This window comes from Kordiimonas lipolytica (assembly GCF_001550065.1).
The window spans coordinates 138,601-163,926 of the sequence record NZ_LRUB01000027.1; the positions used below are offsets into that span (position 1 = coordinate 138,601).

General features: G+C 57.6%; 25 protein-coding genes, 1 pseudogene and 1 other annotated feature. Of the genes and pseudogenes, 13 read left to right on the forward strand and 13 right to left on the reverse strand.

Going from position 1 to position 25,326, the window contains the following annotated elements; translation table 11 throughout:
* The first annotated feature begins 134 nt into the window (after positions 1–134).
* Positions 135–1,604: a TrkH family potassium uptake protein gene (locus tag KORM41_RS13660; RefSeq protein WP_068149169.1), complete on the forward strand. Its 1,470-nt coding sequence runs from the start codon at positions 135–137 to the stop codon at positions 1,602–1,604.
* Positions 1,605–1,610: 6 nt separating this feature from the next.
* Here the strand turns inward: KORM41_RS13660 and bla are convergent, their stop codons facing one another.
* The 9 genes from bla to KORM41_RS13705 form a co-directional block, all read right to left on the reverse strand.
* A complete protein-coding gene (bla, locus tag KORM41_RS13665; RefSeq protein ID WP_068149054.1) occupies positions 1,611–2,360 on the reverse strand; it encodes a subclass B1 metallo-beta-lactamase in 750 nt (249 codons plus the stop codon).
* Between the two features lie 145 nt (positions 2,361–2,505).
* A complete protein-coding gene (locus tag KORM41_RS13670; protein WP_068149056.1) occupies positions 2,506–3,513 on the reverse strand; it encodes an Hsp33 family molecular chaperone HslO in 1,008 nt (335 codons plus the stop codon).
* 64 nt (positions 3,514–3,577) lie between these two features.
* The gene (gene argF / locus KORM41_RS13675) at positions 3,578–4,516 is read right to left on the reverse strand and encodes an ornithine carbamoyltransferase (RefSeq protein ID WP_068149057.1); all 939 of its coding nucleotides are present in this window, start codon (positions 4,514–4,516) and stop codon (positions 3,578–3,580) included.
* Between the two features lie 42 nt (positions 4,517–4,558).
* Complete coding sequence (locus KORM41_RS13680; RefSeq protein WP_068149060.1) at positions 4,559–5,752, reverse strand: aspartate aminotransferase family protein; 1,194 nt, start codon at positions 5,750–5,752, stop codon at positions 4,559–4,561.
* Positions 5,753–6,504: 752 nt separating this feature from the next.
* Entirely contained in the window at positions 6,505–6,888 is a 384-nt protein-coding gene (locus KORM41_RS13685; RefSeq protein WP_068149062.1) for a type II toxin-antitoxin system VapC family toxin, read from the reverse strand.
* Positions 6,885–7,142 carry a type II toxin-antitoxin system Phd/YefM family antitoxin gene (locus KORM41_RS13690; RefSeq protein WP_068149064.1) on the reverse strand — a complete coding sequence of 86 codons (258 nt, stop codon included), beginning with the start codon at positions 7,140–7,142 and terminating at the stop codon, positions 6,885–6,887. The genes KORM41_RS13685 and KORM41_RS13690 overlap by 4 nt, the downstream gene beginning before the upstream one ends.
* A gap of 194 nt (positions 7,143–7,336) precedes the next feature.
* Positions 7,337–9,736 carry a TonB-dependent receptor gene (locus KORM41_RS13695; protein WP_068149066.1) on the reverse strand — a complete coding sequence of 800 codons (2,400 nt, stop codon included), beginning with the start codon at positions 9,734–9,736 and terminating at the stop codon, positions 7,337–7,339.
* 198 nt (positions 9,737–9,934) lie between these two features.
* Positions 9,935–10,303 (reverse strand): hypothetical protein, encoded by a 369-nt coding sequence (locus tag KORM41_RS13700; protein ID WP_068149070.1) that lies wholly within the window; start codon positions 10,301–10,303, stop codon positions 9,935–9,937.
* 41 nt (positions 10,304–10,344) lie between these two features.
* Positions 10,345–11,193, reverse strand: a complete 849-nt coding sequence (locus KORM41_RS13705) for an ABC transporter permease (protein ID WP_068149072.1) — start codon at positions 11,191–11,193, stop codon at positions 10,345–10,347.
* 146 nt (positions 11,194–11,339) lie between these two features.
* On the opposite strand from KORM41_RS13705, the gene KORM41_RS13710 reads away from it, so the two are divergent.
* Together KORM41_RS13710 and KORM41_RS13715 are read left to right on the forward strand one after the other, a co-directional pair.
* On the forward strand, positions 11,340–11,756 hold the full coding sequence (locus KORM41_RS13710; protein WP_068149074.1) for a GcrA family cell cycle regulator: 417 nt from the start codon (positions 11,340–11,342) through the stop codon (positions 11,754–11,756).
* Between the two features lie 210 nt (positions 11,757–11,966).
* Positions 11,967–12,437 carry a c-type cytochrome gene (locus tag KORM41_RS13715; protein ID WP_068149077.1) on the forward strand — a complete coding sequence of 157 codons (471 nt, stop codon included), beginning with the start codon at positions 11,967–11,969 and terminating at the stop codon, positions 12,435–12,437.
* A gap of 67 nt (positions 12,438–12,504) precedes the next feature.
* On the opposite strand, the gene KORM41_RS13720 is transcribed toward KORM41_RS13715, so the two are convergent.
* The 3 genes from KORM41_RS13720 to KORM41_RS13730 are packed head-to-tail and all read right to left on the reverse strand — an operon-like array spanning position 12,505 to position 15,116.
* Positions 12,505–13,137: a cytochrome b/b6 domain-containing protein gene (locus tag KORM41_RS13720; RefSeq protein ID WP_068149082.1), complete on the reverse strand. Its 633-nt coding sequence runs from the start codon at positions 13,135–13,137 to the stop codon at positions 12,505–12,507.
* A 9-nt stretch (positions 13,138–13,146) separates the two neighbouring features.
* The gene (locus KORM41_RS13725) at positions 13,147–14,151 is read right to left on the reverse strand and encodes an alpha-ketoacid dehydrogenase subunit beta (protein ID WP_068149086.1); all 1,005 of its coding nucleotides are present in this window, start codon (positions 14,149–14,151) and stop codon (positions 13,147–13,149) included.
* Complete coding sequence (locus KORM41_RS13730) at positions 14,148–15,116, reverse strand: thiamine pyrophosphate-dependent dehydrogenase E1 component subunit alpha (RefSeq protein WP_082719933.1); 969 nt, start codon at positions 15,114–15,116, stop codon at positions 14,148–14,150. The genes KORM41_RS13725 and KORM41_RS13730 overlap by 4 nt, the downstream gene beginning before the upstream one ends.
* A gap of 234 nt (positions 15,117–15,350) precedes the next feature.
* Between KORM41_RS13730 and KORM41_RS13735 the strand changes: the two genes are divergently transcribed.
* From KORM41_RS13735 to KORM41_RS13780, 10 genes are all read left to right on the forward strand, one after another.
* A complete protein-coding gene (locus tag KORM41_RS13735) occupies positions 15,351–15,821 on the forward strand; it encodes an SUF system Fe-S cluster assembly regulator (RefSeq protein ID WP_197421154.1) in 471 nt (156 codons plus the stop codon).
* Positions 15,822–15,890: 69 nt separating this feature from the next.
* Complete coding sequence (sufB, locus tag KORM41_RS13740) at positions 15,891–17,360, forward strand: Fe-S cluster assembly protein SufB (RefSeq protein ID WP_068149098.1); 1,470 nt, start codon at positions 15,891–15,893, stop codon at positions 17,358–17,360.
* A gap of 15 nt (positions 17,361–17,375) precedes the next feature.
* Positions 17,376–18,113 (forward strand): Fe-S cluster assembly ATPase SufC, encoded by a 738-nt coding sequence (gene sufC, locus KORM41_RS13745; protein ID WP_068149101.1) that lies wholly within the window; start codon positions 17,376–17,378, stop codon positions 18,111–18,113.
* A gap of 44 nt (positions 18,114–18,157) precedes the next feature.
* Positions 18,158–19,450, forward strand: a complete 1,293-nt coding sequence (sufD, locus tag KORM41_RS13750; RefSeq protein WP_068149105.1) for a Fe-S cluster assembly protein SufD — start codon at positions 18,158–18,160, stop codon at positions 19,448–19,450.
* Between the two features lie 11 nt (positions 19,451–19,461).
* Positions 19,462–20,706 carry a cysteine desulfurase gene (locus tag KORM41_RS13755; protein WP_068149109.1) on the forward strand — a complete coding sequence of 415 codons (1,245 nt, stop codon included), beginning with the start codon at positions 19,462–19,464 and terminating at the stop codon, positions 20,704–20,706.
* 26 nt (positions 20,707–20,732) lie between these two features.
* Positions 20,733–21,233, forward strand: a complete 501-nt coding sequence (locus KORM41_RS13760; RefSeq protein ID WP_197421161.1) for an SUF system Fe-S cluster assembly protein — start codon at positions 20,733–20,735, stop codon at positions 21,231–21,233.
* Positions 21,234–21,259: 26 nt separating this feature from the next.
* The gene (locus KORM41_RS13765; RefSeq protein WP_068149123.1) at positions 21,260–21,586 is read left to right on the forward strand and encodes a HesB/IscA family protein; all 327 of its coding nucleotides are present in this window, start codon (positions 21,260–21,262) and stop codon (positions 21,584–21,586) included.
* A 126-nt stretch (positions 21,587–21,712) separates the two neighbouring features.
* The gene (locus tag KORM41_RS13770; RefSeq protein WP_231727275.1) at positions 21,713–22,393 is read left to right on the forward strand and encodes a DUF4433 domain-containing protein; all 681 of its coding nucleotides are present in this window, start codon (positions 21,713–21,715) and stop codon (positions 22,391–22,393) included.
* Positions 22,394–23,440 carry a type II toxin-antitoxin system antitoxin DNA ADP-ribosyl glycohydrolase DarG gene (gene darG / locus KORM41_RS13775; RefSeq protein ID WP_068149128.1) on the forward strand — a complete coding sequence of 349 codons (1,047 nt, stop codon included), beginning with the start codon at positions 22,394–22,396 and terminating at the stop codon, positions 23,438–23,440. It begins immediately after the preceding gene.
* Between the two features lie 103 nt (positions 23,441–23,543).
* A complete protein-coding gene (locus KORM41_RS13780) occupies positions 23,544–24,302 on the forward strand; it encodes a hypothetical protein (RefSeq protein WP_156431986.1) in 759 nt (252 codons plus the stop codon).
* Here KORM41_RS13780 and KORM41_RS13785 read toward each other — a convergent pair.
* Positions 24,299–25,326, reverse strand: a pseudogene (locus tag KORM41_RS13785) (IS3 family transposase); the annotation flags it as partial. The gene KORM41_RS13780 and the pseudogene KORM41_RS13785 sit on opposite strands and share 4 nt — an antisense overlap.
* Positions 25,130–25,246, reverse strand: a sequence feature (AL1L pseudoknot). It overlaps the preceding pseudogene by 117 nt.

Sequence of the window (25,326 nt, forward strand, 5' to 3'; positions counted from 1 at the left end):
TGAGAGGCTTGACTTGAGCCTCCTCAGTTTCTAGCGTTCGTCGTGTAAAGGCTTGCCAAGAAAGGAAAGCGCCTCACACACTGCGCCAATGGGCCCTTAGGGCCCTGCCCACACTGTGACGGCCAATCATGCCCATGACTTTCCGCATCGACTTCCGCCCCATCGTTCAGGTTATCGGCCTCCTTCTGGTGGCGCTTGCCTTCTTCATGATGGTTCCGGCCGTGGTGGAAGCCCAGATGGCAGGCACCACGCCTTGGGAGTTTATCTTCTCATCTGCCTTTACCGGCTTTATCGGGCTGGCCCTTGTGCTGGCAACGCGGGATGACGAGCCAGTCAATCTGGACATCAAGCAGGCTTTCCTTCTAACCGCCACAACCTGGCTGGTGCTGCCCATCTTTGCGGCCCTGCCGCTTCTGGGGCTTGGCCTGCCTGAAGATGCCACGCATTCCTACACTGACGCGGTGTTCGAGACCGTCTCTGGGATCACCACCACCGGGTCCACGGTTCTGTCGGGGCTGGATACCATGCTGCCGGGCATCCTTTTGTGGCGGTCGCTCCTCAACTGGATCGGCGGCATCGGCATTGTGGTGATGGCCATCATCATGCTGCCGTTCCTGCGCATCGGCGGGATGCAGCTTTTCCGCACCGAAAGCAGTGACAAATCCGAAAAAATTGTGCCCAAGTCTGCCCAGCTGGTGAAATGGATCACCGGCGTTTATGTGGCACTGACCGCCCTTTGCGCTATCGCCTATTACCTGTCCGGCATGTCCATGTTCGACGCGGTCAACCACGCGCTCGCGACCCTGGCGACAGGCGGCTTCAGCACGCATGACAGCTCGTTTGCCGGCTTCGGCATGGGGGCACAGTGGGTTGGCATTCTTTTCATGCTGGCAGGCAGCATTCCCTTCATCGCCTACATCAAGTTCGCCCGGGGACGAAAGCACGCCTTCGCGCGCGACCCGCAGATCAAAGCCTTCCTGCGCTTCCTGGCCATTATCATCCTGGGTTCCACCTTCATGCTGATGGCCGACCGGGACTGGGACTTTTTCCATGCGCTGACCATGGCGGCCTTCAACATCGTCTCCATCGTCACCACAACGGGGTTCGCCTCCACCGACTATACACTGTGGGGCACAGGAGCGGTGGCCGGCTTCTTCCTGCTGACATTCGCAGGCGGCTGCGCCGGATCAACGTCGGGGGGAATCAAGGTTTACCGGTTTCAGGTTCTGTGGATCACGCTTCGCGAACAGCTGCTCAGGCTCAACAGCCCGAACCGGGTGGTGATCCTGAATTATCACGGTGCGCGCATGCCCACCGACCTGCCGCTGTCGGTGCTGGCGTTCCTGGCGGCCTTCTTTGCCTCCATCGCCATCGTCACGCTCATGCTGGCCATGATGGATATCGATTTTGTCACCGCGCTATCTGCCGCGACCACCGCCATCACGAACGTGGGGCCAGGCTTTGGCGACATCGTCGGCCCGTCGGGCAATTTCGCCAGCCTGCCGGACGCCGCCAAATGGCTGCTCAGTTTCGCCATGATCCTGGGCCGGCTGGAGGTCTTTACCCTGATCATGCTGTTCGACCCGCACTTCTGGCGGGACTAGGCACGGTTAGTCCGGCATTCCAGCCTTCTTCATCAGGTGCTTGGTAGCCAAGGTGGCCGTGTGGTCCAGAAGGCTGGTGTTACTGACCGTGCCGTGGCCTGGCACAACAATCGTTGCGCTTCCGTAATGATCCTTCGCAAGCGCCATCGCAGCACCCCAATTGCCAGGGTCGCCTTCCTTATAATAGCCAAGGTTGCGGGCAGAAGCCTCGCGGACCGCGCAGCCGCCGAACAAGAGCTTCTCGCGCCCCAGCCACACGATAAGATTATCGGTGGTATGTGCCGTGCCGGGGAACATGACCTCCAGCGGGCCGAGCTTTGTGGTGGCGCCCGCCTCGTCCGCAAGATCAAGCTCATACTCGGGCGGCACTTCGCCGCGGGCAATCATCAACTGGCGGGTCTTGCGCGACGCATAAAAGCGGATGCCGCGGGCTTTCATCACCTCTGCCCCCGCCGCGCGATCGGCGTGCGAATGGGTGGCCACCGCCATGGTGACCTTGAGCCCGATTGCGGCTTCGATTTCATCGAGGAGCGTAGCGGTCGCAGCCGCGCCCCAAGCGCTGTCCACCAGCACAAGATGGCCGCGGTCGCGCACGATCAGGCCGTTCGATGTGGCGCTGTAGCCGTTTTCGAACGTGTGGCTTGAGACATGCAGCCATACACCGTTCACGAGCGGGCGGATGCGCACGCCTTCATCTTCCGCGCGCCCCACCGGGGCGATAAGCATAAGGAACAGAAACAACACAAGCACGCGCACAGAGACCTCCTCGGACAAACATCGGCTGCCCATCCTTGTGGCATGGAATGACGGCGAAAAATGGACAAAGAAAAAGGCGCGCCGGGATCAGGTTCCTCTGGGCACGCCTTTTGCTGAGTCGGCCGAGTCGGGCCCGAGTCAGACCTTAATTCTTATCTGAAGTCTCGTCGGATGTCTCTTCAGGAACGCCTTCCGCCGCTGCGGCGTGGGCCGCGTGGGCCTCTTCCGGCGTGAAGTCATAGGTGGAATTGCAGAACTGGCAGTGCACGCTGATCTTGCCGTCCACCGTCATATGATCGATATCGTCGTCAGAAAACTGGCTGATCACGGTGATCAGGCGCTCGCGGCTGCAGCGGCAGGCGTGGACAAGGGCCACGCTGTCGAACACGCGCACGCCGTCTTCGTTATAGAGCCGGTAAAGCAGCTGATCGAGCGTCAGCTGCGGATCGAGAAGCTCTTCCGTCTTGACGCTGTGCATCAGAACGCTTGCCCGGTTCCATTCCTCGGCAGTGTTGCGCTCAAGAATACGCTCTTGGCCGGTTTCACCCCGCGCCAGATGCTGCACCATGATGCCGCCCGCGCGCCAATAGTTGGTCACCGGGTCATGATCACACCGCAGGCGAATTTCCGTGGGCGTCTGCTCGCTGTTCTGGAAATAGTTGCGCGCCACTTCCGACAGCGTCTCGCCCTTCAGCTCAACAATACCCTGGTAGCGGTCCATGTCCTCGCCCTGGTCGATGGTGAGCGCCAGATAACCGTTCTTGGACCCAATCAGGCCGTGGAAGCTTGGGTTCTTGCCATATTGGGCCATGGTCTCTGCGTTAATGTCCGCGTAGCCGCGCAGGCGGCCAACCCCGTCTTCCTTGAGCTCATAATCCGCAACCATCATCGGCACCGGGCCGCCGGATTTGGTCTGGATTGTGACAATGCCATTAAATTTGAGCATGGAACCAAGCATGGCGGTGAGCGTGAGCAGTTCGCCCAAAATCTTCGCCACAGGTTCCGGATAGTCGTGCGCCTTCAGGATCTGGTCCACCACCGTGCCAAGCCGCACGGCGCGGCCGCGCACGTCCATGCCTTCAATGGCAAAGGGGCGGATTTCATTGTCCCGGCTGCCTGCCGGGTCTTTGACAACGATCGGGGTTTCGCTCATGGGACCGCTTTCCAAACTCAACTAAAAGGCCAAAGGGCCCCTTGGGGCCCGTTTCCCGGCGCTTTTATATCTTTCCGAGGCACCAGGCAAGGATTGCCTTTTGGGCATGCAGGCGGTTTTCCGCCTCGTCCCACACCACGCTTTGGGGGCCGTCCATCACATTGTTGGTCACTTCTTCGCCGCGGTGGGCGGGCAGGCAGTGCAGGAACACGGCGTCATCCGCCGCCTTTTCCATCAGCGCCCGGTTGACCTGGAAGGGCTCCAGCGCACGCACGCGGCTGCCTGTGCGGTCATCGCCCATCGACACCCAGGTGTCTGTGAACACGGCGTCAGCATCCCACACGGCGGCCTCGGCTTCCGTCACCACATGGATGTCGCCGCCCTCAACTTCTGCCCATTCAAGCACATCGTCATAGGGCGCAAAGTTTTCCGGGCAGCCCAGCATCAGCGTGAAGTCGAACTTCACCGCCGCTTCGATGAGCGACGTGGCCACATTGTTGCCGTCGCCTACCCAGGCAAGCTTCTTGCCCTTGATGGGGCCCAGACGCTCCTCAATCGTCATGATATCAGCCATGATCTGGCACGGGTGCGACCGGTCCGTGAGCGCGTTGATCACCGGCACATCACCCTCTTCCGCAAGCTCGATGACCGCTTCATGGGTGTTGGCGCGGATCATGATAGCGTCCACATAGCGGCTGACCACGCGGGCGGTATCGCCGATGGTTTCGCCGCGCCCGAGCTGCATACTGCCGCCCTGCAGCACAACGGCCTTGCCGCCCAGCTGGTGCATGGCCATCTCGAAGCTGATGCGCGTGCGGGTGGAGGACTTCTCGAAAATCATGGCAAGCGCATGGCCCGCGAGCGGCGCGCCTTCATCCACCGCACCCTTGGGGAGATGACGTCGTGCCTCTTTCCATTCCTTGGCCGTATCGAGGATATGCCGAAGCGTCTCCGCCGGGATATCCTTCAGGTCAATGAAGTGGCTGTTGGGTGTGCTCGTCATCTCACTGTTTCCTCTTCACTAAGATACAGGGTTACTCGTTGGCTATTTGCCCGGCAGGCCGTTGGCCCGCCAGTCGTTCATGGCCGCGTCCAGCTTGTCCATGGCCTCATCCAGATGCTCGTCTTCGATAATCAGCGGCGGCAGCATGCGCATAACCATGTCGCCCGCCACAGCCGGCAGCATGCCCCGGCCAATCATGTCCACCACCGCATCGCGGGTTGGCACCTCCGGCAGGCGGATACCGGCCATCAGGCCCATGCCACGCACTTCGGAAATATAGTCGCCGTGGCGCTGCTGCAGGGCGCCCAGCCGCGCCTGAAGCTTGTCGCCCATGTCGCGCACGCGCTCGAGGAAGCCCGGGGCCAGCATTTCGTCCAGCACCGCGTTGCCGACAGCCATCGCCAGCGGGTTGCCGCCATAAGTGCTGCCGTGGGTGCCGACCGTCATGCCCGAAGCGGCTTCTTCAGTCGCCAGGCAGGCGCCCAGCGGGAAGCCGCCGCCGATGCCCTTTGCGGCTGTCACGATATCCGGCTTGATGTCAGACCATTCGTGGGCGAACAGCTTGCCCGTCCGGCCCATGCCGCACTGGATTTCATCAAACACCAGCAGAAGGCCGTGCTCATCACACAGGGCGCGGAGCGCCTGCATCTGCTCTTTGGGGATCGGGCGGATGCCGCCTTCGCCCTGCACGGGCTCAACCATGATGCCGCCGGTCTCTGGCCCGATGGCGGCCTGCACGGCTTCAATGTCGCCAAAGGGCACCACATCAAAGCCGTCCGGCAGGGGCTCGAACCCCTTCGTCAGCTTTTCCTGGCCCGCGGCGGCAATGCCCGCCAGCGTGCGGCCATGGAAGGCGTTCGACATGGTCACAAGGCGGTATTTGCCCTTGTTGCCTTTGTCATAATGATACTTGCGCACCATCTTGATGGCGCATTCGATTGCCTCAGCGCCCGAGTTGGTGAAGAAAACAGTGTCAGCGAAGGAGGCCGCGCACAGGCGCTCGGCCAGCTTGGTGCCAAGCGGGATTTCATAAGTATTGGCCGTGTGCCATAGCTTTGCGCCCTGCTCGGCAAGCGCTTTCACAAGAGTGGGGTGGCTGTGCCCCAGGCACATCACGCCGATGCCGGAATAGAAATCCAGATATTTCTTGCCGTCGGTGTCATATAGATACATGCCTTCGCCGCGCTCGAAAGCGACAGGAATACGGGCGTAGGTTGGCATCAATGGGCTAATCACGTCTTCTCTCCATCCGGCCTCTTGTGAGGCTCTGTTTGGGTGATATGGCAGGGCTATATAAATGCGTTGAGCCGAGCCCTTATCCGGCCCGGCTTTTCAGGGTTCAGAGGATGCCCCTACGGCACGACCAAGTCAATGGCCGCCCACCGCAGGAAACACGAAAAAAACTGGGCTATCCGGGAAGTTCTGTTGAATTGGGGGAAGAGGGGATTACAGACATGCCTAGTAGTTCCGGCACAGAGGTTTACGGTGATGAGATCTGCAATATCTAACCGGCTGCTAAATAAATTGCTGCGGAAGCGCGTGACACAATCCATAAACTCGCAGAACCAATAAGAACCGAGCGCTGCCATTTATACATTTTGATACTAGCCGCGTTCGCATTCTCTTTTTTCCGACCCCTATCGCTACACGAAGGACTATCAAAAGCGTCCCCAGGATTTTTACCAGCGGCTCTTTCGGCTGCGTTAGAGTGTATTAGAGAGGATTGGCGGAACACCTCGATTTCTGAATGCTTTGCTTTGATTCCGCATATACCTGCGGCTAGGAATGCTCCCCACACCGCAATTTCGAGACCTACAAAGACAATATGTCGGGGGTTTTCGAAAGATGATATGGCGATGCTCTAGAGAGCGAAAGGCAGTGAAAGCATGTAATACGATAGCTGCTTACGGGACTCCTTAAAAGCCTGCCTACTTTCGTCACGCAACAATACATGACGCTTTTCATACTCATCGCTCATAATATGTCCTTTATTGCAAGGCCACACCCACATCCGTCTGGCTGAAATCATCACCGACGAACAAGAGCGGTACAGCCATGCTTTTTGCCGTGGCGTAGGCAAAACAGTCGCCGAAGTTCAGCGATGCCGGATGCCGCCCCTTGCCCCAGGCCAGGAAAGCTTCCTGCACGCCTTTGGCGATAGCGCCGTCGACATTGGCAATCTCCATCCCAATGGCCTCCAGCGTGTCGTTCAGCTCATCAGCCAAGCCTCTCGCGGCAGCCACGATCATCAGCTCAGACAAGGTACCCGCCGACATGCAGAGGTCATTGTCTGACAAACACCGGATAATCTCGTCCGCCCTCGGCTCACTCAGCAACACAGCCATAATCGCGGAGGTATCGACAACAATCACGAAGGCATCCCCGTGTCGTCATAGAGGAAGTCGGCGGCGTGGGCGGCATCCGCACCCTGGGCCTGTTTGTCCCTAGCCCGCAAGGCGATCGCCATCAACGCCTCCCGCTTTTCGGCAGCTGTCTTTGGTGCGATAAGGGGTTTGATTTCCGCCACAGGCCGTCCGTGCCTAGTCAATACCACGTGTTCCCCTGTTTCGGCGGCTTTAATAAGGCCGGAAAGCTTGCCCTTAGCTTCGTGAATAGCGATTTCCATATAACACTCCTTTGTGGACCATAATATAGTCCAAATTTGAAATGTCAAGATTATGGACCATAATGTGGTCCAAACTCCTTCCTCAAGCGGTAGAAAAAAGGGGACCCGACAGATGTCGGCTCCCCTGTTCGGGAAGGGTTACCCGCATGGGAAAGCATTGCGGGTAACCCTTCCCTCAGTCTCTTGGTCCGCCCTTAGAAGCGGGTGCGGAACTTCACACCGATGGTGCGAGGCTCGTTGGTGCGGAACGCCAGACGGGCGCGGCCGCCACGCTCTCGGTCGAACGACAGGTTGGCGTTTTCATCAAACACATTGTTGATGTAGGCCACAACGTCCCAGCGCTCCATCTCTACACCGAACGACAGGTTCATGGTCTGGTAGCTGTCGAGCTCCAGATCAAGAACCGTGGTGTCCGCGCCCGATGCACCACCGAACGGCAGGCCGGATGTGAAGCTGCCTGCGCCTGCTTCCTGGTCAGACGGCTGCGTGAAGATGCTGCCGCGATGCTGGAAGGTGGCGGAGAAATAGGCTTCCGCGCCGTTTGCGATGAAATCAGCAGGGAAGAAGTAAGTGGCCGTGGTGCCAAACTGAAACTTCGGCACGGATGGCAAACGGTTGCCGTCGCGCACGCCGCCCAGAACCGCGTTAGTGCTGTCAGTCACGGTCGAATCAAACTCCGATTCGATCAGGCTGCCCGCGAAAGTGAACTCGAAGTTGTCGGTTGGACGTGCCTTGAACTCTGCCTCAACGCCCATGGTGTGGGCTTTCGGCACGTTAAAGCTGATCCGCGACGAACAGGAGCCCGCGTCCAGCGTGACCTGCAGGTTCGAGATATCGGTATAGAAGGCAGCGGCGTTGAAGGACACCTTGCGCTTATTCACCTTGATGCCTGCTTCATAGTTCCACAGCGTTTCGTCTTCATAGTTCTGGAAGCCGCCGAAGATCTCCAGGTCAGATGCGTTACAGAGCGCTGTATTGAGCGGGTCATTCACGCCGCCCAGACGGAAGCCCTTGGACACCTGCGCGTTCACTGTGACGTCGTCAGAAACGTCATAGCGTGCCAGCACCCGCGGCGTGAAGCCGTTGGCGGATGTCTCATCAAGCTGGTCAACAACACCGTTACCGAACAGGCCAACCTGGGTGACATAGCGCTCTTCGCTATAGTCATAATAGCGCCCACCGGCTGTCAGTTGCAGGCGGTCTGTGATGTCGTAGGTCATCTCACCAAAGAGGGAGATCTGCTCGATCGAGTATGGCAGTTCGCTGTAGAATGGCGAATCAACTGGGCCAACACCCATGGACGTCGCAGCAGCCGTACCCGCGCCCAGAACGGCGTCTGTGAAACCGTCATAGCCCGGCGTTGGCAGGAACTGTTTATAGAAGCGGTCGGTGTCGGAATAGAAGGCACCCACAACCCACTGCAGCGGGCCGTCACCGTTTGACGACAGGCGCAGCTCCTGGGTGAAGCTTTCCACCTTGGTGGTGTCACGCAGGTTCGATGGCAGCATCACAGCTTCGGTTGGGTAGCCAAGGTCAACCGACACACTGCCGGTCAGCGCAGACGCATCGCGGGACACCAGGATATCGCGGTCGGTGTAGCTGGTCACGGACGTGATATCGACACTGTCCAGGCTGATCTCAAGCGTGGCGTCGGCGATCATGGTCTGGTCTTCGAACGCTTCGTCCAGGAGCAGGAACTGCTGGCGCTCATCAAACGATACAGGCTCGCGGCCACCGGCCACGGATGCATCAGTGAACGGGTTGGCATAGAGGTTGAACACTTCCTGCCGGTTGAAACCGTTCATGTCGATTTCCTGATACACCACGCGCGGCGTGAAGGTCACGCTGTCGGATGGTTGGAACGTCAGGGCAAAACGGCCGCCGGTGCGGTTGCCGCTGTTGACGTCTTTGTCAATTGAGCCGCCTTCGCGGATGGCATCGATAAAGCCGCCATATTCCGTGTGGTAGGCCACAGCGCGCACAGCGATAGTGTCGGAAAGCGGCACGTTGATCATGCCCTTCAGGCTGCCGCCAGTGCCGCCACCCTTGACGGTATTGAGGTCAGCTTCAAAGCTGCCTGCGATGCCGTCGAAGCTTGGCTGGTTGGTGATGTAACGGATGGTGCCGCCGATGGAACCGGACCCGAAAAGTGTGCCCTGTGGGCCACGCAGCGTTTCAACGCGGTTCAGGTCATAAAGGTCAAGGTCTGGCGTAAAGAGCGAGAGCGAGATGACGGATTCGTCCAGGTAAACGCCGACTTGCTCTTTCACGCCCGGCTGGTCGCGCACGATCTGGCCGGCAGATACGCCGCGGATGGCAACCTGGCTCTGGCCCGGCCCCAGGTTCTGGATCTGGAGGCCGGCAACGTTACGCGCCAGGTCTTCCAGATTGCTCGCGCCTGTGCGCTTGATGTCGGTCTCGCTCATGGCGTTGATCGAGAAAGGCACATCCTGGATGGAGGACGCGCGCTTGGTTGCCGTCACAACGATTTCTTCAAAGGTGAAATCGCTGTCTTGTGCGATTGCCGTGCCCGCGGACGCGCCCACAAGCGCGGCAACAGAGGAGCTCAGCAACAGTGTTTTCTTGGATATCATAAAGAATACCTCCCTGGTTCGGCACTTTGCGCCGATGTTTTTTTAAGCAATCGGCGGGCACCCATCTGCCCGCTGACACTCTCTATGACGAAGAGCGGAAGTGTTTTAGGAATAAAATAGTTAATAAAATCGAACGATTGGACGATTAATGTAAAAACCCCCGGAAAACCGGGGTTTGCTTACAACTATAGCAATAGTTTATCTACAGAATGGTTGATAGGGAGATGTTCCCTTCAATTGCTCTCTTCGGACATCAATATTCACTGTCCCCAAATATGCTTTGAGCTTGGAATAACCGTCATCAAAGCCACCCAATGGCGTTGACAAAAACTCTATATATGAAGGGATATCTTCTGGAACCAGCAGGTTCATATCCAACATATCCAACTGTGCTAAAACTTCATTCGAGACCGAGTTTTCTTCTTGATCTTCACGATCCTCAAAATCATACGCACGGTTCTGATAGTGCTGCCCCGCCCAAGCATGCACTTCCTCAGCAGACAAGGTGCCTTCGGCCCACCTTTCAAGAACTTCTTTGATATTAGCTCTCGAAATTATCTGCGTCATTCGAATCCAACATATTGACCGATCAATAGAAACTCGCCGTTTTACGCCTTCAGGCGGTAGCCGGTTTTGAACACGCGGTAGACCCACAGAACAAGTACGGTGTTGAGCACCAGCGTATAGATAATGCCGGTCATGAGGTCACTGTCGGCCCGGTCGATAAAGCCGTAGCGCACGCCGTCGATCATATAGAAGAAAGGGTTGATCTGGCTGAAGACCTGCCAGCCAGTCGAGAGGCGCTCGATCGAATAGAAGGTGCCTGACAGAAGGCTGAGCGGCGCGATCACAAAGTTGGTGATGGCCGCCGAATGGTCGAACTTTTCCGCCCACACACCGGTGAGCACGCCGATGAGCGACAGCATGATGCTGGCCGCCAGCGCGAAATAGACCACCGCCCAGATGTGGGCAATTTCCATGGTCACGCCGGGCATGGCCCAGAAAGCAGTGCCCACGGAAAGCCCCACCAGAAGCCCGCGTGTAACCCCGCCCGCGACAAAACCGATAGTGAGCTCAAGCGCGCTCAAGGGTGGCATCAGCGTGTCGACAATATTGCCCTGCACCTTTGCGATCAGGATCGAGCTTGAGGTGTTGGCGAAGGCATTCTGCAGGATCGCCATCACAATCAGGCCCGGCGCCAGGAACTGGCCGTAGGGCATATCCGCCACCATGCGGCCGCGGCCGCCAAGCGCCAGCGTGAAAATGACCATGAACAGGATGGTGGTAACCGCCGGTGCCGCCAGCGTCTGCGCCCATACTTTCATGAAGCGGCGCGATTCGCGCATATAGAGCGTCCATAGGCCCACCCAGTTGACAGCCCCGATGGTCCGGCTCCCCAGTTCCGGGTAGCTTTCGTTGGCGTCGTCTGGCGTGATACTGGATGTGGTCGATTCCATGGGCTGACTCCGTAAAAAATTGCGGGCCTCACCATATGGTGTCGTTTGTCCCCTTGGCAAGAGGGGTCGTTGGGCGATATAAGCTTTAGGGAATCGGGTGACTCGGGAGTCACCGGCACCCAAAAAAGAAATACAGGGAAAAGACCATGGCATGGACGGATGAGCGGATCGACAAGCTCAAGAAACTTTGGGACGATGGCCTGAGCGCCAGCCAGATCGCGAAGGAACTGGGCGAGGGTGTGACCCGCAACGCCGTGATCGGCAAGGCCCACCGCCTTGGCCTGAAATCGCGCCCATCTCCTGTGAAGGCCGACAAGGACAAGAAGAAAGCCGCGCCCAAGAAGGTCGCAAAAAAGGCTGATAAACAGTTAGTTACGCTTCTGGACCTGACGGACCGCATGTGCAAGTGGCCGATTGGCCACCCCGGGGACACGGACTTCCATTTCTGCGGCAAGCAGGCCGAGGCGGGCATGCCTTACTGTGCTGGCCACTGCGCTGAAGCCTATCAGGCACAGCCGCCGCGCCGCGACAAGCGCCAGCAGCCACCGCGCACCATTCTATAGAACGCGCGCGCTGCTCAAACGGGCAGAAAACCGAATCAGAATTTGCGACTCGCAGGTGGGCACCCTGCGGGTCTTTTATTTTGGGGCCGCGTCGCACCGATCACAAAATCGCGATTGGGAAGGCGCTTGCCCTTAATCGCGGCTTGGGTAATGCTTGGCCAGAGAACACCCGGTGCGTCATCACCGCTCAAGATCAACAGGGAGAGATACATGACCAAAAAGCTTCTGGTAGGCACTGTTGCTGCAGCGCTTATGCTGGGTGCAGCCGTCCCAGCCACTGCACACGGCGAAGGCAAGCGCTTCAAGGAATCGAAAGTGCGCCACGATATCATGGAAGTGTTCGGCAAGGGCTTTGGCAAGATCAGCAAGATCATGAAGGGCGAGGAAGGCACGCCTGCCGAACTGCCGACCATTGCGAAAAAGATGGCCGAAGCGTCTACCAAGACCAAGGCGTCCTTTGAAAAGGACACTCGCGGCATGGAAGGCTTTACCGAAGCCAAGGACGAGATCTGGGACAATTGGGAAGATTTCGCCGACCGCCTCGACAAGATGGAAGTTGACGCCCAGGCTTTCGCAGCCGCCACGGAGACCGGCGACATGGCGCAGATCGGCCCGGCCATGAAGCAGCTCGGATCAAACTGCAAAAGCTGCCACGACAAATATAAAGCCGACCTGGACTAGGTTGGTCAGTTTAACCGACACAGAAAGGGTGCCCTCCGGCGCCCTTTTTTATTGGCCGTTTCTGTTCCTAGCCCAGAATGGCGAACCAGAGGGTGGCCGCCACGGGGACCAAAACCCCAAGCGCCAGCCAGGGTGACGCCATCCTTGGCGCTTTCTTCGCTTCCGCCTTGGTGCCGGTGATCATGGCGCGCAGGATGCCCGCCTTCTTGATCAGCGTATAGTAAAGCACCACCAGCACGTGGAAAGTGGCAAGGCCGATCAGCACCAGACCGAGTTGCTTGTGCAGCCGCGTCAGCGTCCCCGCCCAACTGCCTGCCTCACCGTTCAACGGGCCGGAGAAGAACATGTCATCGGTGGCGAAAAGCCCCATCACCGCCTGCGCCAACAATAGGAGAAGCATTGCAACGACGCTGAGCGCCCCCAGCGGGTTATGCCCGGCGCATTTCGCAGTGTCGCCATGCCTCAAGTATCCCATGATGGCCTTGGGGCCTCGCACGAAGCTGCTGAACCGGGCGCTTTCAGAGCCCACAAGCCCCCACAGGATGCGCCAGACCATCAGGATCAGGATCGTCACGCCCGCATAGGTGTGCATATCGGCATAGATGCCGAATTTGTCCTGAAACGCCGAATAAGCCGCCATGACAAACGCAACGACCAGCGTCCAATGGAAAAGTCTGATGGCAATGTCCCAGATTTTCATAAGCCCTCCTTATGCGGATGCCAGCGTGCGAGCCGCATTCAGAATTTCATCCACGCCCGGCAGCCATACGGCTTCCGCCTTGCGGCCATAGGGCACCGGCACGTCCGGCGGTGTGACCGAAACCGGCGCCGCCGTCAGGCTGGAGAAGGCGCTTCTTGCCACGAAGGCCGTCAGCTGATCGGCGAACCCGCCAAAGGCTGCATCTTCCGCCGCAACCAACAGCCGCCCTGTCTTTTTCACGCTCGCCAGAATCATGGCTTCATCAAGCGGCTTGATGGTGCGCGGGTCGATAATCTCGACGCTGATACCCTCTGCCGCGAGCGTGTCGGCTGCCTCCACAGCCTTGTGCACGAAGGCAGAGACCGCCACAACGGTCAGGTCTGTGCCCTCACGCATCAGGCGCCCCTTGCCGATCGGCACAGGCGGTAGCTCGTCCGGAACATCCTCAGCAAAATCATAAAGGCCCTTGTGTTCCATGATCACGGTTGGGCCCTTGGCCTTGACCGCAGACTTCAGAAGCCCTGCCGCATCCGCAGGTGTGCTGGGGCATACGACGGTCAGCCCCGCGACGGATGCCAGCATGCCGAAGGTGGACTGGCTGTGCATGGCGCCTGAGCCGTCCCCCGCGCCCATGGTGGTGCGGATGGTGAGCGGAAGATCAAACCGCCCATTAGAGAGAAAGCGCGCCTTCGCCGCCTGGTTCATGATCTGGTCAAAGCAGACGCCCATGAAATCACAGAACATTACCTCGACAATCGGCTTCAAGCCGGTCATGGCCGCACCCGTGGCCATACCGACAAAGGCGGTCTCCGATATGGGCGTGTCGATCACCCGGCCTTCGCCGAATTTGGCTGCGAGACCGCTGGTCACCCCGAACACGCCGCCGAGCTCAAGCCCGCCGTCAACCCCGCTGCCGCCGCGGATGTCTTCACCGATCACCAGCGACCGCTCGTCTGCAGCCATGATGTCATGGTGGGCGCGGTTCAGCGCTTCGGAAATGCTCATGCGGGTCATGACTGTGCCTCCTTGATATAGGCATCAAGAGCCGTGTCGCTGACATCGGGCGCCGCGATGGCTTTATCAATAACGGCACAGGCCCGTTCATGGGCGCGGTGCTTCATGTCCTCAACGAGCCCTGAAGGCACATCGCGGTTCAAAATCATCGCCTCCAGCCGCTGCAGCGGGTCAGCCGCCTGGCTGTCTGCGGCCCGGTATTTTTCCTCATCCCCATGATAGTGGCCGGACAGGCGCGGCACGCTGGCCTCAAGGAAGGCGGGCGAACCGGATGTGCGCACCCAGCTTACAAGCCGTTCAGCCGTCTTGGCGGATTCAACCGGGTCCGTGCCGTCTACATGATCGGCGGCAAGGCCAAAGGCGCGCGCGCGCCCCAATAGGCTTGTGCCGCCCGCCGAATAACTGGAGGCAGTGGACTGGCCAAAGCCATTGTTTTCGCACACAAACAAAATGGGAAGCTTGAGCACAACAGCCAGATTGAGCGATTCCATCACCGCGCCCTGGTTGGCCGCCCCGTCACCAAAATAGCTGACGGCGATACCGCCGGTCTCAAGCGTTTTGGCGCTGAGCGCGGCACCAAGTGCGAGCGGCACCTGCCCGCCAACAATGCCGTTTGACCCCAGAAAACCGCTTTCGGGCGCGATCAGATGCTGCGTGCCCCCAAGCCCACGCGAAAGCCCGCCTTCGCGGCCAAGGATTTCACATGCCAGCGCCTGCGGGTCTACCCCGAGTGAAAGCGCGATGCCGTGGCTGCGGTGCGAGCCGGTCACCTGGTCTTTCTTGGGGTCCAGCGCGGATGCGACCGCAAGTTCAAGTATCTCTGCCCCGTTTGAAAGGTGCACCAGCCCCGGCACCTCGCCCGCGTCCGCCGCAGCCGCCAGCGCGCCTTCGAACGCCCGAATGAAATGGGCCTTTTCAAACAGCGATGTCAGGTCTTCAAGTTCCATAAACGGTCCGTATACCATACGCTTCCCTACCCGGGGTTTAGCGAAATTTGTCGGCCTTAACCACAGTTTTACCCATGTCCTGCATTAAATAGGTGTAATTTTGTCAGAAATGCGCAATAAGGCGCTGTAAATCTGTTGACTCCTTAGCCAGACATGCCCATATGTGTGTCAATTCAGAGTAAATTGGTAAGAATTTACCGATATGGTTTGAACTGGCGCCCCGCAACGGGGTGAGAGAGCAAGGACAAGACAGTGATCCGGCTAACCAATCTAGCAGACTATGCCGTCGTGTTAATGTGCGAAATGTCGCATGCCGACGCGCGCCTCAGCGCGCAAGACCTTTCAGGTGCCACCAGCATCCCGGCGCCCACTGTTGCCAAAATCCTGAATGCCCTTGGCAAGGCCGGGCTTCTTGCGTCGCATCGCGGGCTCAAGGGCGGTTTCTCATTGTCAAAACCCGCGGATGAGATTTCTGTCGCTGACATTATCGAAGCCATCGATGGCCCGATTTCGCTGACGCACTGCGCCGAAACGGGCTCAAGCGACTGCAGCTTCGATGATATCTGCCACATGCGCCCGCGCTGGCAATTGATCAACAATGCAGTCCGCGGCGCGCTTGAGGACGTAAAGCTCTCTGCACTCGCAGGCCCCGAAGGCACTTTTGACCTGGCCTCGCGCTTCGAGCAGAAGGCACAGGCCGACAAGAAGGCCGCAACGGCCTGAGGCCACTGAAACGAAGCGCCAAGCGAGTCGTCAGTTTATTGAGTATGGATAACGTAAGGAGCCGCCACCATGGCCGGAACCGCTGAAGCCCAAAAACAAGTCCAGGACGTTACGGGCGAGTATAAATACGGGTTTGTCACCGATATCGATATGGATATGGCACCCAAAGGCCTGTCCGAAGACGTCATCCGTTTCATTTCCGCCAAAAAGGAAGAGCCGGAGTGGATGCTGGAATGGCGCCTGAAGGCTTACCATGCCTGGCTGAAGATGGATGAGCCAGACTGGGCCAAGGTGAACTACCCACCGATCGACTATAACGACAGCTATTATTTCGCCGCCCCGAAGAAGAAAGACGGGCCGAAGAGCCTGGATGAAGTAGACCCGGAGCTGCTGGCGACCTACGAGAAGCTGGGCATCCCGATCCGCGAGCAGGAAGTGCTGGCGGGCGTTGAGGGCGCGGCCAAGGTTGCTGTGGACGCCGTGTTCGACAGCGTGTCTGTTGCCACCACCTTCCGCGAGGAACTGAAGAAAGCCGGCGTGATCTTCATGTCGATTTCCGAAGCCATCCGCGAATATCCGGACATGGTGAAGAAATATATGGCGAGCGTGGTGCCTGTGCGCGACAATTATTTCGCCGCCCTCAACTGCGCTGTCTTCACCGACGGTACGTTTGTTTACATCCCCAAGGGCGTGCGCTGCCCGATGGAGCTCTCGACCTATTTCCGCATCAATGCGGAAAACACCGGCCAGTTCGAACGCACGCTGATCGTGGCCGACGAGGGCTCGTATGTATCCTATCTTGAGGGCTGTACCGCGCCGATGCGGGACGAGAACCAGCTGCACGCCGCCGTGGTTGAGCTGATCGCCATGGACGACGCCGAAATTAAATATTCCACTGTCCAGAACTGGTATCCGGGCGACAAGGAAGGCAAGGGCGGCATCTATAATTTCGTGACCAAGCGGGCACTCTGCAAAGGCAAGAACTCGAAAGTCAGCTGGACCCAGGTTGAGACCGGCTCCGCCGTCACCTGGAAATACCCCAGCTGTGTGCTGGCAGGCGACGGGTCTGTGGGCGAGTTCTACTCGGTTGCCGTCACCAACAATTACCAGCAGGCCGACACCGGCACCAAGATGATCCACCAGGGCAAGAACACCCGCTCGACGATCATCTCGAAGGGTATATCGGCGGGCAAGAGCCAGAACACCTACCGCGGCCTCGTGAAAGTGATGTCAGGGGCCGATAATGTGCGCAACTATACCCAGTGCGACTCGCTTCTGGTGTCATCCGAATGCGGCGCGCACACCGTGCCCTATATCGAAGTGAAGAACCCGTCCGCCACGATCGAGCATGAGGCGACAACCTCAAAGATTTCGGAAGACCAGCTTTTCTATTGCCGCGCGCGCGGCCTGGATGAAGAAGAAGCGGTCGCCATGATCGTGAACGGTTTCTGTAAGGAAGTAATGCAGCACCTGCCCATGGAATTTGCCGTGGAAGCCCAGAAGCTTCTTGGCATCTCCCTTGAAGGCAGCGTTGGCTAAAGTGGATAGATAAAGATGCTTAAGATCAAAGACCTCCATGTAACCATCGCCGACAAGGAAATCCTGAAGGGCGTTTCCCTTGAGATCAAGGCCGGTGAAACCCACGCCATCATGGGCCTCAACGGCGCCGGCAAATCCACGCTCGCCAACACCATCGCGGGCCGCGACGATTATGAAATCACCTCTGGCTCCATTGAGTTCATGGGCAAGAACATGCTGGAAATGGATCCGCACGAGCGTGTGGCCGCCGGCCTGTTCCTGGGTTTCCAGTATCCGGTGGAAATCCCTGGCGTGTCGAACCTGAATTTCCTGCGTACTGCCCTCAATAGCGTGCGCAAGCAGAATGGCCAGGATGATATGTCTGCGGCGGACTTCATGAAGCTCGTACGCGAGAAAGCCAAGCTCCTGGGCATGGACCCGGACATGCTGAAGCGCTTTGTCAACGTGGGCTTCTCAGGCGGCGAGAAAAAGCGGAACGAGATGGTGCAGATGGCCGTTCTCGACCCCAAGCTCGCCGTACTGGATGAGACCGACAGTGGCCTTGATATCGATGCGCTCAAAACCGTGGCGGAAGGCATCAATGTGCAGCGCCGCGAAGACACGGCAGTGCTTCTGATCACTCACTATCAGCGCCTGCTTGATTACGTGCAGCCCGACCATGTGCATGTGATGATCGACGGCAGGATCGTGAAATCGGGCGGCAAGGAACTGGCGCTTGAGCTTGAAGAAAAAGGCTATGCGGACGTGGCCTAGGCCACACCGTACACAGCCATCCACAAATGGGTTAGGGACCATTTATGAATGACGCGGTAACAAAAAGCTACCAAGACCAAGCCGAAAGCCTGAAGGGCTCGATCGCGGGCATGGACGGTGCGCGCGCCCAGGCAATGAGTGACTTCGTCGCCCACGGTTTCCCGACAGCCCGGTCGGAAGACTGGCGCTACAGCGACTTGCGTGACCTGCGCGGCAAGGCCTTCGCGCCCGCCACCCACGCAGGCGAAAAACCCACGATCCCGGAAGCCTTCGGTGAAACGGCGGCGCGCTTCGTGTTCGTGAATGGCCGCTTCAGCGAAAGCCGGTCCGACATGGGTGACCTGTGGCAGGCAGCATCCGTGCGGCCGCTGGCGAACCATTTCATGGCCAACCCGGACCGGGCGAACGAACTGGTGCGCGGCCGCGACGGTGTCTCGCAGCTGAATACCGCGCTTGCCAAAGACGGCATGGTGATTGCGATCCCCGCAGGCGTGGAGATCGACGACCCGGTTGAGATCATCCATATCATGACAAATACGGCAGACCGCGCCGCCCATACCCGCCATATCATTGAGCTGGGTGAAGGCGCGAGCGCCCATATTGTTGAGCGCTTCATCGGCGACGACGGCGCATATTGGACCAACAGCATCCTGCAGGGGCGCGTGGCTGAGGGCGCGAAGCTGAGCCACACCCGGCTGCAGGAAGAAGGCGCGGCTGCCATCCACACCGGCAAGGTGTTTGCGGGCGTAGGCGCGGGCGGCCAGTATCACGCCTGTAACCTGTCGCTTGGCGGCAAGGTTGCGCGGTTTGAGGCGCATGTGCGCCTGATGTCTGACGAAAGCCGGGCCACGGTGGACGGTGTGGCCCTTGCGGCCACCGGCCAAAGCCATGACACGCTGACGCACATCAGCCACACCATGCCGCACACCACCAGCGACCAGATTTTCCGCACGGTGGCCGACAGCCGCGGCAAGACCAGTTTCCAGGGCAAAGTGACTGTAAACAAAGACGCGCAGAAGGTGGAAGCCGACCAGAGCTTCAAGGCGCTGGTGTTCGACCGCACGGCGGAAGCAAACGCCAAGCCCGAGCTTGAAATTTTCGCCGACGATGTCAAATGCAGCCATGGCGCCACGGTGGGTGACCTGGACGCGAAAGCGATCTTTTACCTGACCAGCCGCGGCATCGACCCGGTGACCGCGCGCCAGATGCTGGTGGAAGCCTTCGCAGCCTCCGCGCTTGAGCGCATAGAAAACGAGCCCGTGCGCGACGCCCTGATGGCGCGTGTGGGCGACTGGATGACGGCGCGCGCGGACAAGCCCGTCCCTGAGAGCAAGTAAAGAGTAAAGCGATGATTGAGGCAGCACCGATAATTCAAGGCCTGGATGTGGCGAAAGTCCGCAAGGATTTCCCGATCCTCAGTGAAACCGTCTACGGCAAGCCGCTGACGTTCCTGGATACTGCTGCGTCGGCCCAGAAGCCGCGCGTTGTGATCGAGGCGGAAAAAGAGCTCTATGAGCATTATTATGCCAACATCCACCGCGGCGTTTACAAGTTCAGCCAGGATGCGACCGAGGCTTACGAGGCCACGCGCGAAACGGTGAAGGATTTCATCGGTGCGGCCAAGTCCAAGGAATGCATCTTCGTGCGCGGCGCGACCGAAGGCATCAACCTTGTGGCCCAAGCCTGGGGCCGGACGTTCTTAAGCGAAGGCGATGAGATCATCCTTTCGGAGATGGAGCACCATTCCAACATCGTGCCGTGGCAGATGATCGCCGAAGAGCGAGGCGCGAAGATCCGCGTGATCCCGGTTCATGACGACGGCTCGCTGGATATGGACGCCTACAAGGGCTTGCTCTCAGGCCGCACCAAGATGGTCGCGGTGGCGCATATCTCCAACTCCATCGGGGTCGTGAACCCGGTCAAGGACATCATCCGCATGGCGCACGACGCGGGCGCCGTGACGCTGATTGACGGCTGCCAGGCCGCCCCGCACCTCAAAATCGACGTGCAAGACCTTGACGCTGATTTCTACGCCTTCTCCGCCCACAAGGCCTACGGCCCCACCGGCATCGGCGTGATTTACGGCAAGGAAGACCTGCTGGACAAAATGCCGCCATGGCAGGGCGGCGGGGACATGATCTCCACCGTCACGTTTGAAAAAACCACCTTCAACGACCTGCCGCACAAGTTCGAGGCAGGCACGCCCAACATTGCAGGCGGCATCGCCATGAAGCATGCGCTGGATTACATCACCGCACTTGGGTATGAGAACATCCACGCGCACGAGCAGGCGCTGCTGGAATACGCGACACGCGAGCTTGGCGCCTTCAACAGCCTGCGCATCATTGGCACGGCAGCGGAGAAGGGCGCGCTCATCAGCTTCACCATGGAGCACGCGCACCCGCACGATATCGGCACCATCCTGGACCGCCAGGGTATCGCCGTGCGCGCCGGCCACCACTGCGCCCAGCCGATCATGGACCGCTTCGGCGTGCCGGGCACCGTGCGCGCCAGCTTCGGCATCTATAACGACACATCAGACGTGGACCGCCTGGTTGCGGGCCTTAAAAAAGTAACGGACATCTTTGGATGATGGATACAGATAAAGAACGCGATATCATGGACCTTTCAAGCCCTGCTGCGGGCGCTGAAGTGCCGGATGAGAACCAGCCGAAAGCGGCGGTTGAGCGCCCGACTGTGAGCCCACAGGAAGGCGGCTATTTCCTCAACAAGTTCCTGGAGCAGGACCGCAATGAGGAAACGGCTGAGGACGCAAGCACGCCTGCAAAGGCTGGCGGCACCCCGCCTGCGTCAAAAGACGAGCTTGAAGCGCGCATTGTTGAAGCGCTCCGTGAAATCTATGACCCGGAAATCCCGGTCAATATCTATGAGATGGGCCTGATTTACGGCATCGACATCGATGACGACTGGAACGTCAAGGTGACCATGACGCTCACGACCCCCCACTGCCCTGTGGCCGAAAGCATGCCCGGCGAGGTGGAGCTGAAGGTGAACAGCGTTGAAGGCGTGAACGGCACCGAAGTGTCGCTGGTGTGGGAACCGGCATGGGATATGTCCAACATGTCAGACGAGGCCCGGCTTGAACTGGGGCTTCTTTAAGCCCACATTCGCTATAGGAGAAAATGATGGCAGTAATCCAGATTACAGACCGCGCCGCAGAGCATATCAAGGCGATCCTGGCGAAAAACGAAAGCGCCGTGGGCATCAAGCTGGGCACCAGCACCCATGGCTGCTCGGGGCTTGGATACACGGTCGATTATGTCGAGGAACCGGTGGACGACTTTGAGCTTGTCGAAGACAAGGGCGTGAAGGTGTTTGTGGACAGGAAATCACTTCTGTTTCTGCTGGGCACCGAAATGGACTGGGAAGACAGCATGTTTTCAACCGGCTTCAAATTCACCAACCCGAACGAGAAGGGCCGCTGCGGCTGCGGCGAAAGCTTCCACGTTTAGAAGAGCCAATGCCGCTCTACCTATCCATTTTATTTGGCGGATATTTCATGTTAGTGGGTAAATAAAGTTCAACTTTGCAGTATAGGCTCAAGCAAGAAATTTATGAACCACCGTCACATATTCAGGATGACATACTTTCAAAATATACCAATATTCCTTCGTGATGGATTTGTTGGCTCAAAAAATCATATGCCACTTCAAAGGTGTTTTCAGACCTCTTACGCCAACATTGTACAGAGAAGAAATTCAACAGATTTTTTCACCCCATGCAATAGTTCCGTGAATGATTTTGTCCCATTTTATTTCTCACCTCTAACGAAGATGGCCTATACTATTCATGCTGGAAACGTGCACCTGGTTAATCCCAACGGACTTGATTTAGGTATCGCCAACATGCAGGACCTTGTCTTTCTTGTCTGTGACGTCACCAAAATTGCAGCCAACAATCTACACTTTTGGTTTTCTGACGTAGCCTGCAACACACTCTCGCAAATACCCAAATATGATAATGATCTAAACAACCTTGATGCACATGTAGACTGGCACGTCTTTGACGAACAACCAATCCGAGCTTCCATCCCACAAATTGGTTACCCTGGCGTGTGCCAATGGCAACACGACACAGACTCTCGGCCAAACCGGGCATCGAAAAGAATGGCAGAATTTCTCGTTAAAGATGTTTTGCCATTGGAAGTCCTGGAGTGTATCGTTGTAAAGAGGGACGAGATCAAAATCCAAATTGAGAACTGGCTGTCTGAATCCGATATAAACATACCGGTTTATACGAACACTGGATGCTATTATTAAATGCCCATCATCTACAAAAAAGGGAATATGTTTGACGATCCGTCTGAGGCGATCGTGAACACCGTTAACTGTGTAGGTGTAATGGGTAAGGGTGTTGCCTTAGAATTCAAACGTCGCTGGCCTGAAAATTTTAAAGCCTATAAAAAATTGTGCGATCAAAAGCAGCTCTCCCCTGGCCATATGTTCATTTACGACAATGGCGGTATGCTCGTCGAAAGCGGTCCTAGGTATTTGATCAACTTTCCAACCAAGCAACATTGGCGGGCTAAGTCGAAAATGTCCTATATCAGTGAGGGTTTAGACGACTTTGTTATCCAAGTCCAAAAGCTAGGTATTAAGTCTGTTGCAGTCCCACCTCTTGGATGTGGCAACGGAGGACTTCCTTGGAACGATGTCCGCAAAGTCATTGAATCAAAACTAGCCGGTATTGACGGTGTTGATTTCGTTGTCTATGCGCCCAAAAATCACTTTAGTTCTCCCGAATACGAGAATATTCCACCTAAGATGACATTGGCACGCGCAGCCTTAGTCAAGGCTGTGGGAGATTTCGAAGTATTCTTTGGTGGCCACTTAACACGCATAAGCCTTCAAAAGATTATTTACTTTCTTCAAGCTCTTGGAGTGCCATTTAATCTTAAATTCACTCGGAACACCCACGGTCCATATTCAGAGTCTTTGAATACAATATTGTCTGAGTTCGAACGCCTGAATTACATTAGTGGTTTCTCCAAAGCGGAGGCAGAAATTCAAGCGACAAGAGCCGCTTACAGCCAAGCAGATGAATTTTTGTCGTCAGAACGAGATACATCCACTAATGAGATTATCCAAAAACTCGGGCTCTTAATTGAGGGCTATGAAAGCCCGTTTGGCATGGAGCTTTTAGCTAGCGTTCATTATCTCCACGAGGTTGAAGGCATTCATCGCAAAGCAGAGATTATCAGCGCGATTAAGTCGTGGAATGATCACAAAAGCAGAAACTTTACTGATGCTTCAATATCGACTGCCTTCTTAAGACTCAACGAAGACGGACTAATTCAAGCCCATTAGTAACAAACAACACCTCCCCCACTGCGACCATTTTACCCCCTGACAGATAGTTGAACGCACGTTAAGCTAACTCATTGATTTGTGGGCTAGTGGAGGCGCGTTCATGGGACGCCATAGAAAAAATTACCCCCTTGCACGGCTATGCGGGGCGGTGGGGCTTGTGGCATCGGCTTTGCCCGCGCAGGCGGAGGACGACTATAAGCTCGGGCAGGGCGTACGGTTTGACGACATTCATGTCTCTGGCTACCTGGTGGTGGAGGCCGAAGCGCCAAAGGGCGGCGACGCCGAATTGTTTGTCGATGACCTGGCGATTTTTGTGCAGGGCCGTTTCAACCGCTTCTTCAACCCCTTCTTCGAGGGGGAGGTCGCGGGCATGCCCGTGTTGAAGGAAAACCACGACCCCTTCACGGGCCGCACCGCCAAGCTGGTGCTGGAGCGCCTCTATAACGACACCTACCTGAAGGACAATCTTGTCCTCAGGCTCGGGAAAAGCCTGACGACGGTCGGCGAGTGGAACACCATCCACGCCGGGCCGTTGGTGCCCAACACCACACGCCCGCTGACGACACACCGCAGCTTTTCCGAATTCACAAGCGGCGCGTCCTTGATTTACACGCCGCGGGATGAGGCCTGGCCCACCGTGACAGCCTATTGGCAGCCCGACGGGGGGCTGGCGAAAGATATCGACGCGATCGAAGACCGCATCTTCCACAATATCAAGGGTGTGAACCTTTCCTGGACCAAGGATTTCGAGAACACCATCGGCCTGTCGTTCCAGACTGCGGATGTGACCGACAGTAGCGAGAGCCAGACGCTGATTGAACCGCCCCGGGATTGTCGGAGGCAGGTTGGTTTAAGTTAAGCGGCCATGGGGCGTTCGTCCAGCATGGCGTAGTAATTTCTCTCAGCCTCGGCAGGTGGAATGTTGCCGATTGGCTCCAGCAGGCGTCGATGATTGAACCAGTCGACCCATTCAAGCGTCGCAAATTCAACCATCTCAAATGACCGCCACGGCCCTCGCCGATGGATGACTTCGGCCTTGTAGAGCCCGTTGATCGTCTCGGCGAGTGCGTTGTCGTAACTGTCCCCGACGCTGCCAACCGATGGTTCGATACCATCTTCTGCCAAGCGTTCGGTGTATCGGATCGAGACATACTGGCTGCCCCGGTCACTGTGATGGATAAGCCCGCCTTTTCTTGCTGGCCTGCGGTCATGCAGAGCCTGTTCAAGTGCGTCCAGCACAAAGCCCGTATGTGCCGTCCTGCTGACCCGCCAGCCAACGATGCGCCTGGCAAACACATCAATGACAAAAGCTACATAAACAAAGCCCTGCCATGTGGCGACATAAGTGAAGTCAGACACCCACAACATGTTGGGTGCCGGGGCATGGAACTCGCGGTTCACTTGGTCAAGTGGACAAGGGGCTGACTTGTCGCTAAAGGTGGTGCGAACAGGCTTGCCTCGAATGGCGCCTTGTAGCCCCATCTCGCGCATCAGACGCTCGACTGTGCAGCGGGCCACATGAAAGCCTTCACGGCCGAGTTGACGCCATATTTTGCGGACACCGTAGACCAGAAAGTTCTCCTCAAAGACACGGGCAATCTCCGGCTTCAGTGCCATATCGCGCTGTGCCCGTGCAGACAGAAGTGACGGGTCACGGCGACAGGCCAGATGGTGGTGGTATGTGGATGGGGCGATCTGCAGCAAACGACAGATCGGCTCGACCCCATACAGGTCCCGGTGCTCGTCGATAAAACTGATCAACGTCTCAGTGGGCGGTCGAGCTCCGCCTGGGCAAAATAAGCCGATGCCTTGCGCAAGATCTCGTTGGCTTGCCTCAGTTCCCGGTTCTCCCGTTCAAGGGCCTTCAGCTTGTCGGCAACCTC

What these genes read in the sequence shown, in the direction of transcription:
- darG (WP_068149128.1), top strand. Translation starts at nt 22,394, where the DNA reads ATGCCCATCATCTACAAAAAAGGGAATATGTTTGACGATCCGTCTGAG.
- KORM41_RS13765 (WP_068149123.1), top strand. Translation starts at nt 21,260, where the DNA reads ATGGCAGTAATCCAGATTACAGACCGCGCCGCAGAGCATATCAAGGCG.
- KORM41_RS13755 (WP_068149109.1), top strand. Translation starts at nt 19,462, where the DNA reads ATGATTGAGGCAGCACCGATAATTCAAGGCCTGGATGTGGCGAAAGTC.
- KORM41_RS13690 (WP_068149064.1), bottom strand. Translation starts at nt 7,142, where the DNA reads ATGGAAATCGCTATTCACGAAGCTAAGGGCAAGCTTTCCGGCCTTATT.
- KORM41_RS13710 (WP_068149074.1), top strand. Translation starts at nt 11,340, where the DNA reads ATGGCATGGACGGATGAGCGGATCGACAAGCTCAAGAAACTTTGGGAC.
- sufB (WP_068149098.1), top strand. Translation starts at nt 15,891, where the DNA reads ATGGCCGGAACCGCTGAAGCCCAAAAACAAGTCCAGGACGTTACGGGC.
- KORM41_RS13730 (WP_082719933.1), bottom strand. Translation starts at nt 15,116, where the DNA reads ATGGTATACGGACCGTTTATGGAACTTGAAGACCTGACATCGCTGTTT.
- KORM41_RS13715 (WP_068149077.1), top strand. Translation starts at nt 11,967, where the DNA reads ATGACCAAAAAGCTTCTGGTAGGCACTGTTGCTGCAGCGCTTATGCTG.
- KORM41_RS13705 (WP_068149072.1), bottom strand. Translation starts at nt 11,193, where the DNA reads ATGGAATCGACCACATCCAGTATCACGCCAGACGACGCCAACGAAAGC.
- KORM41_RS13760 (WP_197421161.1), top strand. Translation starts at nt 20,733, where the DNA reads ATGGACCTTTCAAGCCCTGCTGCGGGCGCTGAAGTGCCGGATGAGAAC.
- KORM41_RS13700 (WP_068149070.1), bottom strand. Translation starts at nt 10,303, where the DNA reads ATGACGCAGATAATTTCGAGAGCTAATATCAAAGAAGTTCTTGAAAGG.
- KORM41_RS13770 (WP_231727275.1), top strand. Translation starts at nt 21,713, where the DNA reads ATGACATACTTTCAAAATATACCAATATTCCTTCGTGATGGATTTGTT.
- sufD (WP_068149105.1), top strand. Translation starts at nt 18,158, where the DNA reads ATGAATGACGCGGTAACAAAAAGCTACCAAGACCAAGCCGAAAGCCTG.
- KORM41_RS13780 (WP_156431986.1), top strand. Translation starts at nt 23,544, where the DNA reads ATGGGACGCCATAGAAAAAATTACCCCCTTGCACGGCTATGCGGGGCG.
- KORM41_RS13660 (WP_068149169.1), top strand. Translation starts at nt 135, where the DNA reads ATGACTTTCCGCATCGACTTCCGCCCCATCGTTCAGGTTATCGGCCTC.
- KORM41_RS13670 (WP_068149056.1), bottom strand. Translation starts at nt 3,513, where the DNA reads ATGAGCGAAACCCCGATCGTTGTCAAAGACCCGGCAGGCAGCCGGGAC.
- KORM41_RS13695 (WP_068149066.1), bottom strand. Translation starts at nt 9,736, where the DNA reads ATGATATCCAAGAAAACACTGTTGCTGAGCTCCTCTGTTGCCGCGCTT.
- KORM41_RS13720 (WP_068149082.1), bottom strand. Translation starts at nt 13,137, where the DNA reads ATGAAAATCTGGGACATTGCCATCAGACTTTTCCATTGGACGCTGGTC.
- KORM41_RS13725 (WP_068149086.1), bottom strand. Translation starts at nt 14,151, where the DNA reads ATGACCCGCATGAGCATTTCCGAAGCGCTGAACCGCGCCCACCATGAC.
- argF (WP_068149057.1), bottom strand. Translation starts at nt 4,516, where the DNA reads ATGACGAGCACACCCAACAGCCACTTCATTGACCTGAAGGATATCCCG.
- sufC (WP_068149101.1), top strand. Translation starts at nt 17,376, where the DNA reads ATGCTTAAGATCAAAGACCTCCATGTAACCATCGCCGACAAGGAAATC.